The sequence below is a fragment of the Kribbella sp. NBC_00359 genome, from assembly GCF_036097425.1.
In the GTDB taxonomy this organism is placed as follows: Bacteria; Actinomycetota; Actinomycetes; order Propionibacteriales; family Kribbellaceae; genus Kribbella.
In genome coordinates, this window is record NZ_CP107975.1 from 4,820,039 (window position 1) to 4,832,706 (window position 12,668).

A 12,668-nucleotide genomic window follows, 5' to 3' on the forward strand; every position below is an offset into this window, starting at 1 on the left:
CGGCGTACGACGTTTCATGGCTGAAACATGGGCGTCGCACCGGGGCAACGAGCCTGGCTCAGTCTGGTCCTACCGCGAGAAACCCCCGCGGTTTCGATCCGCCCGATCGATGAGGAGCAGGAGTGCCCATGAGGCCGACCTTGACGGTGATCGCCGACCCCGCCGACCGTTGGATGACCCGGGCCGCCTGCGTCGGCCAGGCGCCGGCGTACGACGAGACCGCGAGCCAGTGGGAGCAGCGCAAGGCCCAGGCGGTCTGCCTGACGTCGTGCCCGGTGCTGGAGGAATGCCGTGAGTGGGCCCGTCGGACCAAGTTCACCGGTACGGCGGCCGGCGAGAAGTTCCTCTACGGCCGCCGTCGCGGCCGCCCGGGCCCGCAGGAGCGCCGCCGCGCCAACCCCATGGTCGAGGTCGAAGAGCAGCAGGCCAGCTGATCAGGCGTTGAGAAGCTCGTCGGCGCGGTCCGCGTCGGCGGGCTTTTCTGTGCGCCGGAACGGCGACGTCAGCGTGGCGACGACGTACTGCCGGTTGTGGACGACCGCGACGATCGCCAGCACCAGGTAGACCGCACTCAGCACATACCGCCCGGTCTGACCCGGTACGGCGAACTGAACCGCGAACAGACCGAGCAGCGTCCAGGCCGCCCACCGCGGGAAGCGAAGACTCAGCAGTACGGCGAGCCCGAGCAGCGTCTGCGTGGCCGTCAGCAGGAACTCCTCGACCTGCCGTCCGTCCAGGTGCAGCGCGATCGGTCCACCGCCGACGCCGTACGCGATCGGGAGGCTGCCGATCAGCAGGGTCCACTGGTTCACCTTGGCCGAGATCAGCAGGCCCAGCGCGGCCGCGCCCTTGCCCCGCCAGGCGAACAGCAGGGCCACGATGAACTCCGGCGCCTCCGAGGCCAGCGGAGCCAGCCACTGGACCAGCAGGAACTGGTCGATCCCGAGCGCCCGGCCGCCCTCGACCAGCGAGTCCGCGAACGGCTCCGCCGACGCCAGGATCACCGCCGCCGACGCCAGGAACATCCCGATCACCGTGATCCGTCGCTGCACCGTCGGCAGGCCGCCGATCGTCGCCGCCGGCCCGATCAGGTCGGGCTCGTCGTCGTGCTCGGAGATCGCCGCGCGGTACAGGTAGTAGGCGAAGAACGCGAGCAGCAGGATGCCGAGCACCAGGTGGATCTCGCCGGTCACCGGGATGATGAACGCGACCAGGCCGGCGACCGCGAGGAAGCCGAGCTCGCGGCGGTAGCTGGATTCGAGCACCAGCGCCTTGACCGTCTGCCCGCTGCGCCGGGAGGCGACGTACAGGCTGACGAGGACGACGCTGGACCAGCCGAGGCCGAGGAGCAGCCGGTTCGAGCCGGTCATGTTGGCCGCGGCGAACTGCACATAGTCAGGGTTCGAGCCGGCGGTGTGCGCGAAGTAGAGGTCGACGGCGTACTCCGGGAGTACGGCGATGACCGCCAGCAGCGCGATCGCCAGACCGCCCGAGATGTCCACCTCTGCGGCCTCCGCCGCCCAGGCCAGCACGAACGACGCGGCGACGACGGCGAGGCCGAAGACGAGGATCGACGCGAGCGCCGGCGGGTGGGTGCCGGTCAGCCGGAGGGCGACCGCGGGGATCGCCACCACGAGCAGCAGGAGCACAGGGCGGAGGGCTCGGAACATGGTTCCAGCCTGCCACCGTTTTGATACTTTCGCAATTGCGAAAGTATGAGACCGTGCTCACGACGGCTCGGCGGACTGCCGTCCGGCCCGTCCACCGGTCACAATGACTGCGCGATGACCAGATCCCCTGAACCGACGAAGGCACAGCTGGATTCCGCCGCCGGCACCTTCGCGATGCTCTCCGCGCCGGTGCGGCTGCACCTGGTGTCACTGGCGGCCCAGGGCGAGTACGACGTCGGTACGCTGGCGGAGCGCGTCGGCGTGAGTATCGCCACCGCCAGCCAGCATCTCGGCAAGCTCCGGCTGGCCGGCATCATCACCGCCCGCCGCGAAGGCCGCCGGCACATCTACACCGTCGACGACCCGCACGTGCTCAACCTGGTCGACCAGATCTTCGAGCACATCGCCCCCGACGGCACCCTGGCCCCCGACCCACCCCGCCGCACCAGACCCCCACACACCGACTAAAGCATCTGCTGCCGGGTTCGAGGTACTGGCCGTCGGTCAGGTTAGTCGTCTTCGTCGTCGAGGCGGGCGAGCCAGGTGGCGAAGCGTTCGATCGGGGTTTCGAACTCGGGGTTCAGGTCGACGAACTCGCGCAGCCGCTCGGCCACCCAGGCCAGCGTGACGTCTTCCTCGCCACGCCGGCCCTCGAGTTCCTCGATCCCTCGGTCGGTGAAGTACACGTCAGCTGAAGGCCTGCTTGAGCAGGGTCGCCTGCTCGGTGCCGTGGACACCGTGCGAGCCGACCGCCGGGGCGGCCATGGCCGGCCGGGAGACCCGGTAGAACGGCCTGCCGCCGAGGTGCTCGGTCAGGTTCAGCGCCATGAACGGCCACGGGCCCTGGTTCGCGGGCTCGTCCTGGACCCAGCGGATCTCGGTCGCGTTCGGGTACTTCGCCAGCTCGGCGACGACCTCGTCGGCCGCCAGCGGGTAGAGCTGCTCGACCCGCAGGATCGCGGTGCTGATCTTGTCCGGCTCGACCTTCTTCCGCTCCGCCAGCAGGTCGTACACGATCCGGCCGGAGGCCAGGATGACGCGCTCGACGCTCGCCGGGTTCGCCTCGGCCTCGGGGTCGTTGATCACCGGCCGGAAGGTGCCGTGGGTCAGGTCCTCCGGCTGCGACACCGCCTCCTTGCGCCGCAGCAGCTGCTTCGGCGTGAAGACGACCATCGGAGTGTGCTCCTCGCCGAGCGTGTGCCGGCGGAGCAGGTGGAAGTACGACGCCGGGGTCGACGGCTGCGCCACCGTCATCGCGTCCTCCGCGCACAGCGCAAGGAACCGCTCGATCCTGGCCGAGGTGTGGTCCGGGCCCTGGCCCTCGTAGCCGTGCGGCAGCAGCAGCACGACACCGGACTTCTGGCCCCACTTCGCCTCACCGGACGAGATGTACTCGTCGATGACCGACTGCGCGCCGTTGACGAAGTCGCCGAACTGCGCCTCCCACAGCGTCAGCGCCTCCGGCCGCGCCACGGAGTACCCGTACTCGAAGCCGAGCGCGGCGTACTCGCTCAGCAGCGAGTCGTAGACGTAGAAGTTCGCCTGGTTCTCGTCGAGGTTCTGCAGTGGGACGTAGTCCTGCGCGTTGACCCGGTCGATGACCGCGGCGAACCGCTGCACGAAGGTGCCGCGGCGGCTGTCCTGACCGGCCAGCCGGACCGGACGCCCGGCCAGCAGCAGCGAGCCGAACGCGGTGATCTCCGCACTGGCCCAGTCGATCGGGCCCTGCGTGATCGCGTGCGCCCGGCGCTGCAGCTGCGGCATCACCTTCGGGTGCACGGTGAAGCCCTCCGGCAACGTGGTGTGCGCGTCGGCGATCTTCTTCAGCACCTCGGGCGTGGTCGCGGTCGCGTCCGGGCCGTCCGGCTTGTCCGGGTAGATCGGGGCGGTCACGTAGGGCGCCGGGGAGTCCGGCTGGTTCTTCGCCTCGCGGACCTCGGCGAACACCCGCTCGAGGCGATGCTGGAAGTCCTGCATGGCCTGCTCGGCCTCTTCGATCGTGATGTCGCCACGGCCGATCAGGGCCTCGGTGTAGAGCTTGCGGACGGACCGCTTCTGCTCGATCAGGTCGTACATCAACGGCTGGGTGAAGCTCGGGTCGTCACCCTCGTTGTGGCCGCGGCGGCGGTAGCAGACCAGGTCGATGACGACGTCCTTGTTGAACGCCTGGCGGTATTCGAAGGCCAGGTCGGCCACCCGGATGCACGCCTCGGGGTCGTCGCCGTTCACGTGGAAGATCGGCGCCTGCACCATCCGGGCCACGTCGGTGGAGTACATCGACGAGCGGGACGACGCCGGTGAGGTGGTGAAGCCGACCTGGTTGTTCACGATCACGTGGATCGTGCCGCCGGTGCGGTAGCCGCGCAGCTGGGACAGGTTCAGCGTCTCCGCCACCACGCCCTGACCGGCGAAGGCCGCGTCACCGTGGACGAGCAACGGCAGCACCGGGAACGCGGCCCCGCGGTCCAGCAGGTCCTGCTTGGCCCGGACGATGCCCTCGAGCACCGGGTCGACCGTCTCCAGGTGGGACGGGTTCGCCGCGACCGAGACCTTGATCTTGTCGCCGAACTCGGAGACGAACTCGCCCTCGGCGCCCAGGTGGTACTTGACGTCACCGGAGCCCTGCACGGTCCGCGGGTCGATGTTGCCCTCGAACTCGCGGAAGATCTGGCCGTACGACTTGCCGACGATGTTGGCCAGCACGTTCAGCCGGCCGCGGTGCGCCATGCCGATCGCGACCTCGGACAGACCGGCGCCGGCCGCCTCCTCGCAGAGCTCGTCGAGCAACGGGATGGTGGTCTCGGCACCCTCCAGCGAGAACCGGCGCTGGCCGACGTACTTGGTCTGCAGGAAGGTCTCGAACGCCTCGGCCTCGTTCAGCTTGGCCAGGATCCGCAGCTGCTCCTCGCGCGGCGGCTTGGTGTGCGGCCGCTCGACCCGCTCCTGGATCCACTTGCGCTGCTCGGGGTCCTGGATGTGCATGTACTCGACACCGGTGGTCCGGCAGTACGAGTCGCGCAGGATGCCGAGGATCTCACGCAGCTTCATGAACTTCCGGTCGCCGCCGCCGAACGAGCCGGTGGCGAACTCGCGGTCCAGGTCCCACAGGGTCAGGCCGTGGGTGGCCACGTCCAGGTCCGGGTGACTGCGCTGCTTGTACTCCAGCGGGTCGGTGTCGGCCATGATGTGGCCGCGCACCCGGTAGGCGTGGATCATCTCGAGGATGCGCGCCTGCTTGGAGACGTCCTCCTCGTGGCTGTGCGGGAGGTCGGCGGCCCAGCGGATCGGCTCGTAGGGGATCCGCAGCGACTGGAAGATCTCGTCGTAGAAGCCCTCCGCGCCGAGCAGCAGCTGGTGCAGGCGGCGCAGGTACTCACCCGACTGGGCGCCCTGAATGATCCGGTGGTCGTACGTCGAGGTCAGCGTCATCACCTTGCTGACCGCGAGCTTGGCCATCGTCTCGTCGGCCGCACCCTGGTACTCCGGCGGGTACTCCATCGCGCCGACGCCGATGATGCAGCCCTGGCCGGTCATCAGCCGCGGCACCGAGTGCTGCGTGCCGATGGTGCCGGGGTTGGTCAGGCTGATCGTGGTGCCCTGGAAGTCGGGCAGCGCCAGCTTGTTGTCCCGGGCCCGCCGGACGATGTCCTCGTAGGCCATCCAGAAGTCGGCGAACGTCATCGTCTCGGCGGCCTTGATCGACGGCACCAGCAGCTGCCGCGTGCCGTCCGGCTTCTGCATGTCGATGGCCAGGCCGAGGTTGATGTGGGCCGGCTGGACGTGCGTCGGCTTGCCGTCGGTCTCGTCGTACGACGCGTTCATCTCGGGCAGCGTCTTCAGCGCCTTCACCAGCGCCCAGCCGATCAGGTGGGTGAAGGAGACCTTGCCGCCGCGGGCGCGCTTGAGGTGGTTGTTGATGACGATGCGGTTGTCGATCAGCAGCTTGACCGGGACCTGCCGGACGCTGGTCGCCGTGGGGACCGTGAGGCTGGTCTCCATGTTCTGCGCGGTCCGCGCGGGCGCGCCGCGCATGATCTGCCGCTCGCCGTCGGAGTTGGTCGCGGGAGCCGGCTTGGGCTGGACGCTGGGCGGCTGGTTCACCGTGCCTCCGGTCGGGGCGCCGGTCTGGGCCGGCGCTTGCTTCGCTGCGGGTTGAGTCTGCGGTACGGCGGCCTGTGCGGCGGCCGGCGTGGGCTGAGCGGCCGCGGTGGTGGCCGCGGGTGCGCTGGAGGCGGGCGCGGACGGCGTTGTACCGCGGCTCGGCGCCTCAGGGGTCTTGTTCTCGGACACCGCGTCGGGCCGGGGAGCGTCGGCCGGGGTGGTGGTCACCGGCTTCGCGTCGTCACCAGGCTTGTACGTCTTGAAGAAGTCCAACCACGCCGGATCCACCGACTTCGGGTCCTGCTGGTACTTCTCGTACAGCTCGTCGACCAGCCATTCGTTCGCACCGAAGGCTGCTAGGGGATTGGTGTCTGATGGCTCGGTGGCCACTGGGCAGTTCGCCTCTTCCGATCGGGTCCGGTACCGCGGTTGTTACTGCTGATGTTATGGGTGGTGCCCCAGGGCAAGGCTAATAGCACGCCGACCACTTCCACAGCCCGGGACCACCGGACCAGTGCGTCGGGTGGTCAGGCCCTGGCGGCTTGATCGATCGAGGCCTGAAACACTGTGCAGGCAGGTGTTTCAGCTCATCGGCCGGAGGCTCCGGAGCCGACGGCACGGTCCACAGCCGACGGAGCTGCGGGACCCCTTGCAGAGGTGGGATTTCGGCCGCTCGCCGAGGTGACGCTGAGTAGAGTATTTGAGCGCAGTTGCCCACTGTATGCAGTTGTCCGCTTGCCGGTGGTGATGATCAGGACTGCGCAGAAATGTGGTCAACGTCACCCCGCGGATCAGTCCAGTCAGCCGCGATTGGGCTCACCGGTTGCTCAGGCGCCGGACCAGCTTCAGGCCCGACCAGGTCGCGTCGATCGCAGCCACCTTCACGTCGACCACGCCGAGCGGCAGGGCCAGCTCGCGGATGCCGTTCTCGTCCAGGTCGGTCGGAACGCCGGACGACCGCTTCGGCCACGCGATCCAGATCATCCCCGCGGTCACCGCCTTGCCGAGCAGCACCGGCAGGCGCTTGGTCAGCCGGCTCCGGTCCGGACAGAAGGCGAGCACCACGTCGTACGACGTCCGGCCGGCCCGGCGGACCACCGTCGTACCGGCGGGCAGGCCCTCGATCGCGAAACCGTCCGGCGCGTTGTCGAGCAGCACGACGTGCTCCGGCTTGATACCCAGCTTCGCCGCGAGCGGTTTGCCCGAGTAGCCCGGTGTGGTCATGAAGGGATCGTAGGGCTGCATACTGACGAGATGGCGTTGACGGATGAGGCGATCGTCAAGATCAAAGGGATGATCACCTCGGGGGAACTGGGTCCAGGGGATCGACTGCCGAAGGAGGCGGATCTCGCGGCGCGGCTCGGCCTGTCGCGGAACTCGCTGCGCGAGGCGGTCAAGGCACTGACGCTGGTGAACGTGCTGGACGTCCGGCACGGCGACGGCACCTTCGTCAGCAGTCTCGACTCGGCGCATCTGCTGGACGCGCTGAACTTCATGGTCGACCTGCATCGCGACGACTCGGTGCTGCAGTTCTTCGAGGTCCGGCGGCTGCTCGAGCCCGGGGTCGCGGCGCTGGCCGCCGTCCGGATCAGCCATGAGCAGCTGACCGAGCTCCGGCTGCTCTGCAGCGACCTGACCGCCGACTCGCCGGTCGAGGACCTGGTCGCCAACGACCTGCGGTTCCACCGCGCGATCGCCGAGGCGACCGGGAACCAGGTCGTGTGCTCGCTGCTCGACGGCATCTCCGGTGCGACCCAGCGGGCCCGGATCTGGCGCGGGGTCACCCAGGCCGGCGCGGTCGAGCGGACGCTGTCGGAGCACGCCGCGATCCTGGACGCGATCGAGATCGGTGACGCCGAGGCGGCCCGGGCCTGGATGACCGCGCACATCGCCGGCGTCGAGACCTGGCTCCGCAAAGCACCCTGAGGTACTCCGGTGGCATGGCCTTCGAACCGGCGCCGCCCCGCAGTGCGCTGACGCTGCGCCTGGTACTCGCGTCCTTCGGTCTGGCGCTGTGGATCGCGGCGGCCGTGCTGGCCGTCGTCTTCGACCTGCCGGCCGGCTGGGTGATCGCGTTCGGTGCGCTCGCGGTGGTCGCGCTGGTCGACCTGCTGATCGTTGCCCGGCGCAAGCGCCGGGAAAATGGTTGAACCCGGCCGGGAGTGCCGCCTACCCTTGGTGCTGTCCCATTCCCGACGTCAGGGGTCCGCGTTGTAGCTCCGAGGTCTTCTCTTCAGCCGATCGATCGCCACCCGTCCTGGTGTGCGGTCTCGTCCGAGACCTCTTCTGGAGTGCACGCACATGAGTTTTTCCCTGTCCTGTACGGACCTCTTCTTCGCCTGGCCGGACGGCGACGTCCTGTTCGACGGGCTCACCTTCGTCGCCGGACCCGTGCGGTCCGGGCTGGTCGGCCGCAACGGCGCCGGTAAGTCGACGCTGCTCCGGCTCATCGCCGGGCGGCTCACTCCGCAGCGCGGGTCGATCCGGGTGAGCGGCGAGCTCGGGTACCTGCCGCAGGACCTGACCCTCGACACCAGCCTGCGGGTCGATCAGGCGCTCGGCATCGAGGCCGTCCGCCGCGCCATCACCGCGATCGAGTCCGGTGACGCCTCGGAGGAGAACTTCGCGGTCGTCGGCGACGACTGGGATGTCGACGAACGGGCCGAGGCGCTGCTCGGCAAGCTCGGCCTCGGCGCGATCGACCTCGACCGGAACGTCGGTGAGCTGTCCGGCGGCGAGACGATCCTGCTCGGCCTGGCCGCGGAGTTGTTGCGGCGTCCCGACGTACTGCTGCTCGACGAGCCGACCAACAACCTGGACCTGCGGGCCCGGCGGCATCTGTACGACGCGGTCGAGCAGTTCCGTGGTGCGTTGGTGATCGTCAGCCACGACCGCGAGTTGCTGGACCGGGTCGACCAGATCGGCGACCTGCGCAAGGGCGACGTCACCTGGTACGGCGGGAACCTCACCGCCTACGAGGAGGCGGTGGCGATCGAGCAGGAGGCGGCCGAGCGGATGCTCCGGTCGGCCGAGGCCGACGTCCGCAAGCAGCGGCGCGACCTGATCGAGGCGCGGATGAAGATGGACCAGCGCCGGGCCCGCGGACAGCGGGCGTTCGAGCAGGGCGGGATCCCGAAGATCGTCGCGGGCGGGCTGAAGCGGGCGGCGCAGGTGTCGGCCGGGAAGCACCTCGGGATGCAGTCCGAGCGGCTCGACTCGGCGCGGGAGGCGCTGGCCGACGCGGAGGAGCTCGTCCACGACGACGACACGATCCGCGTCGACCTGCCGAAGACCGCCGTACCCGCGGGCCGGGTGGTGCTGCGGCTCGAGGATCACGTCCTGCGGACCGGGGCGCACGTGGACCTGGAGATCCGCGGGCCGGAGCGGATCGCGCTGACCGGGCCGAACGGCGCGGGCAAGACGACGCTGCTGCAGTCGGTCACGAGCGGTGGGTTGCCGGAGGTGCCGTTCCGGTATCTGCCGCAGCGGGTGGATCTGCTCCGGGACGACCTGTCGATTGTCGACAACCTCGCGTTGCTGGCCCCGAGCACGGAGAACCAGGAGCGGCGGTCGCGGCTGGCTCGCTTCCTCTTCCGCGGGCGGGCGGCCGATCAGCTGGTCAGCACGCTGTCCGGTGGCGAGCGCTTCCGGGCGACGCTGGCGGCGCTGCTGCTGGCTGAGCCCCCACCGCAGTTGCTGATGCTCGACGAGCCGACCAACAACCTGGACCTGGCCAGCGTCGCCCAGCTCCGCGACGCCCTCGCGTCGTACAACGGTGCCCTGATCATCGCCAGCCACGACCTCCCGTTCCTGCGCGAGATCGGCATCACCCGCTGGCTGGAGCTGACGCCGGAGACGCTGACGGACATCGACCCGCTCTAGTCGGCCATACCCCTGGGGGGTACTCTCGGGGGTATGGACGAGCATCACGACCACGCCGCGCCGGCTGAGCACGGTGGGCATGCGGGTCACGGGGATCATGCGGCGCAGTTCAAGGATCGGTTCTGGATCAGCCTTGGGCTGGCGGTGCCGGTGGTGTTCTTCAGTGCGATGTTCGCCGACCTGCTCGGGTACACGCGGCCGGAGTTCCCGGGGTCGGGGCTGATCGCCCCGGTCCTGGGGACGGTGATCTTCGTGTACGGCGGGCAGCCGTTCCTGACCGGAGGTTGGGGCGAACTGAGGTCTCGCCGTCCCGGGATGATGCTGCTGATCTCGATGGCGATCACGGTCGCGTTCGTGGCGTCCTGGGTGACGACGCTCGGCATCGGCGGGTTCGACCTGGACTTCTGGTGGGAGCTCGCGCTGCTGATCGTGATCATGCTGCTTGGGCACTGGCTGGAGATGCGAGCGCTCGGCGCTGCGTCCGGTGCGCTCGACGCGTTGGCCGCACTGCTGCCCGACTCGGCAGAGAAGGTGACGGCCGACGGCGTGGTCGAGGTGCCGCTCGGCGAGTTGCTGGCGGGAGACGTCGTACTGGTCCGCTCGGGCGGGCGCGTGCCGGCGGACGGGACCGTGATCGACGGGCAGGCCGAGGTCGACGAGTCGATGATCACCGGTGAGTCGCGTCCGGTCCTGCGGGCAATCGGGGATTCCGTGGTCGCCGGGACCGTTGCCACCGACAACGCTCTGCGGGTCGAGATCACGGCAGTCGGGGACGACACCGCGCTGGCCGGGATCCAGCGGCTGGTCGCCGAGGCGCAGGCGTCGTCGTCCCGCGCGCAGGCCCTGGCCGATCGGGCCGCGGCGTTCCTCTTCTACTTCGCGTCGATCGCAGGGTTGATCACGTTCGTGGTGTGGACGCTGCTGGGTGAGGTCAACGAGGCCGTCACGCGGACCGTGACGGTCCTGGTGATCGCCTGCCCGCACGCCCTCGGACTGGCCATCCCGCTGGTGATCGCGATCTCCACCGAACGCGCCGCGAAGGCCGGGGTCCTGGTGAAGGACCGGCTGGCGCTGGAGCGGATGCGCACGATCGACGTCGTCCTGTTCGACAAGACCGGCACTCTGACCAAGGGCGAGCCGGCGGTGACCGGCGTTGCCACGGTCGGACCCATCACTGACGAGGAACTCCTGGAGCTGGCCGCTGCGGTCGAGGCCGACAGTGAACATCCCTTGGCCAAGGCGATCGTCCGAGCCCACTCCGATCGGGTGCCGGTCGGTCACGGACGAGCCGTGGTGGCATCGGAATTCCAGTCACTCACCGGTCGCGGCGTACAGGCTGTTGTGGACGGTTCCGAGGTTGCTGTCGGTGGACCAGCGTTCTTGCGGGAGTACGGCGTACCCGAGCCGGCGGAGCTGGAGACGGACGTCGCGACCTGGAAGGGGCGTGGGGCCGCGGTGCTGCATGTGGTTCGGGACGGGCAGGTGGTCGGGGCGGTCGCGTTGGAGGACGAGGTTCGCGAGGAGTCGAGGCAGGCGGTGGATGCGCTCCATCGGCGTGGTGTGAAGGTCGCGATGATCACCGGCGACGCACACCAGGTCGCCGACGCGGTCGCCAAGGAGCTCGGCATCGACGAGGTCTTCGCGGAGGTCCTCCCGCACGACAAGGACGCGAAGGTCGCCGAACTGCAGGCACGCGGCCTCAAGGTCGCGATGGTCGGCGACGGCGTGAACGACGCTCCCGCGCTGGCTCGTGCCGAGGTCGGCATCGCCATCGGCGCCGGCACGGACGTCGCGATCGAGTCGGCCGGCGTAGTCCTGGCCGCCGACGACCCGCGCGCGGTCCTGTCGGTGATCGCCTTGTCGAAGGCCAGCTACCGCAAGATGTGGCAGAACCTGGCCTGGGCCACCGGCTACAACGTCATCACGGTCCCGCTCGCGGCCGGCGTACTCGCCTTCGCCGGCGTGGTCGTCTCTCCGGCCGTCGGCGCGATCCTGATGTCGATCTCGACCATCGTGGTCGCCCTCAACGCCCAGCTACTGCGCCGCCTTGACCTCTCACCCGCTCGACTCGCCGCGTAACCCGGTCAGCGTGACCGCGACCAAGCGCCGTACCGCCGCCTTCGACGGTACGGCGCCCCCCGCGCCGAGCGCATGCACGCAGTACGCCGCCAACTCCTTGGGCGGAACGTCGTCACGCACGTCGGTCATCAGACCCGCGAGGAACTCGATGAGGTGCTCACGAGCCTTGGTCACATGCTCCGACCGATGTAGCGACGCAGCGGGCTCCGACTGCGGGTGCTCGTAGCAGATGAACGCATAGGCCTCGAGCACATCGCTGAGCTGCCCGCTCCGCCGCCAGATGTCCTCGAGCTGCCGGAGATGTTCACCCACCTGTCGCTCGTGCCACGCGGCCAGAACCGACTCGACGTCCGGGAAGTACTTGTACAGCGTCGCCCGCCCGACCCCGGCCCGCTGAGCAACCTCCGACATCGTCACCCCGGTCACACCGCGCTCGGCCACCAGCGCGGCGGCCGCGTCGAGCACAGCCCCCCGCACCGCCTCCCGATGCGTCGCAATGCTGTCATCCCACAACTTCGGCACGGCCATCAGCCTACCTTGACAGACTGTCCGTATTCGAGACACTCTGTCTTGAAAAAGGAGTGTGTCGGGATGGCAGTCGTGCAGGCGTACGTCGGGACTCCGCGAGCGGCACGGTACGTCGAACAACTGACCAGCCACTTCGGTCACCAGCCCGGCGGGATGAAGGTGCTGGCGAGTAGTCCGGGTGAGCTGGTCATCGACCTGGGCGAGGCAACGTGGACGATCCGCAGCGCCGCGGACGAGCTGATCCTCCAGGTCGAGGCAGCCGACGCCGCCCGCCTGGACGAACTGAGCGCCCACGTCGCGCAACGCATCGAACAGATCGGCCGCCGCGACGGCCTCCAGGTCCACTGGCGACCCCAAGAACCGCAGTGAGCAAGAGCGGGGACATGGGCTGATTGCACAGTCTCCGGT

Annotated in this window: 12 protein-coding genes; 7 read left to right on the forward strand and 5 right to left on the reverse strand. The window is 69.2% G+C overall.

Going from position 1 to position 12,668, the window contains the following annotated elements; all coding sequences use genetic code 11:
• Window positions 1-128: 128 nt before the first annotated feature.
• Window positions 129-434, forward strand: a complete 306-nt coding sequence (locus OG876_RS23720) for a WhiB family transcriptional regulator (protein WP_328518811.1) — start codon at window positions 129-131, stop codon at window positions 432-434.
• Here the strand turns inward: OG876_RS23720 and OG876_RS23725 are convergent, their stop codons facing one another.
• Entirely contained in the window at window positions 435-1,670 is a 1,236-nt protein-coding gene (locus OG876_RS23725) for a sodium:proton exchanger (RefSeq protein ID WP_328518812.1), read from the reverse strand.
• A gap of 114 nt (window positions 1,671-1,784) precedes the next feature.
• On the opposite strand from OG876_RS23725, the gene OG876_RS23730 reads away from it, so the two are divergent.
• Window positions 1,785-2,138 (forward strand): ArsR/SmtB family transcription factor, encoded by a 354-nt coding sequence (locus OG876_RS23730; RefSeq protein ID WP_328518813.1) that lies wholly within the window; start codon window positions 1,785-1,787, stop codon window positions 2,136-2,138.
• A gap of 41 nt (window positions 2,139-2,179) precedes the next feature.
• Here OG876_RS23730 and OG876_RS23735 read toward each other — a convergent pair whose 3' ends face one another.
• From OG876_RS23735 to OG876_RS23745, 3 genes are all read right to left on the reverse strand, one after another.
• The gene (locus OG876_RS23735; RefSeq protein ID WP_165554028.1) at window positions 2,180-2,356 is read right to left on the reverse strand and encodes a DUF6104 family protein; all 177 of its coding nucleotides are present in this window, start codon (window positions 2,354-2,356) and stop codon (window positions 2,180-2,182) included.
• Between the two features lies 1 nt (window position 2,357).
• The gene (locus OG876_RS23740; RefSeq protein WP_328518814.1) at window positions 2,358-6,161 is read right to left on the reverse strand and encodes a multifunctional oxoglutarate decarboxylase/oxoglutarate dehydrogenase thiamine pyrophosphate-binding subunit/dihydrolipoyllysine-residue succinyltransferase subunit; all 3,804 of its coding nucleotides are present in this window, start codon (window positions 6,159-6,161) and stop codon (window positions 2,358-2,360) included.
• A gap of 426 nt (window positions 6,162-6,587) precedes the next feature.
• Window positions 6,588-6,995, reverse strand: coding sequence for a DUF3052 domain-containing protein (locus OG876_RS23745; protein ID WP_328518815.1), 408 nt, complete (start codon window positions 6,993-6,995; stop codon window positions 6,588-6,590).
• A 30-nt stretch (window positions 6,996-7,025) separates the two neighbouring features.
• Here OG876_RS23745 and OG876_RS23750 point away from each other — a divergent pair, with 30 nt between their 5' ends.
• The 4 genes from OG876_RS23750 (at window position 7,026) to OG876_RS23765 (ending at window position 11,732) form a co-directional block, all read left to right on the forward strand.
• Window positions 7,026-7,697, forward strand: coding sequence for a FadR/GntR family transcriptional regulator (locus OG876_RS23750; RefSeq protein WP_328518816.1), 672 nt, complete (start codon window positions 7,026-7,028; stop codon window positions 7,695-7,697).
• Between the two features lie 14 nt (window positions 7,698-7,711).
• Window positions 7,712-7,921 (forward strand): DUF6343 family protein, encoded by a 210-nt coding sequence (locus OG876_RS23755; protein WP_328518817.1) that lies wholly within the window; start codon window positions 7,712-7,714, stop codon window positions 7,919-7,921.
• 151 nt (window positions 7,922-8,072) lie between these two features.
• Complete coding sequence (locus OG876_RS23760) at window positions 8,073-9,653, forward strand: ABC-F family ATP-binding cassette domain-containing protein (RefSeq protein WP_328518818.1); 1,581 nt, start codon at window positions 8,073-8,075, stop codon at window positions 9,651-9,653.
• Between the two features lie 33 nt (window positions 9,654-9,686).
• Entirely contained in the window at window positions 9,687-11,732 is a 2,046-nt protein-coding gene (locus tag OG876_RS23765; protein WP_328518819.1) for a copper-translocating P-type ATPase, read from the forward strand.
• On the opposite strand, the gene OG876_RS23770 is transcribed toward OG876_RS23765, so the two are convergent.
• Complete coding sequence (locus tag OG876_RS23770; protein WP_328518820.1) at window positions 11,709-12,260, reverse strand: TetR/AcrR family transcriptional regulator; 552 nt, start codon at window positions 12,258-12,260, stop codon at window positions 11,709-11,711. The two genes, OG876_RS23765 and OG876_RS23770, sit on opposite strands and share 24 nt — an antisense overlap.
• 63 nt (window positions 12,261-12,323) lie before the next feature.
• Between OG876_RS23770 and OG876_RS23775 the strand changes: the two genes are divergently transcribed.
• Window positions 12,324-12,629: a DUF2218 domain-containing protein gene (locus OG876_RS23775; RefSeq protein WP_328518821.1), complete on the forward strand. Its 306-nt coding sequence runs from the start codon at window positions 12,324-12,326 to the stop codon at window positions 12,627-12,629.
• Window positions 12,630-12,668: the final 39 nt, after the last annotated feature.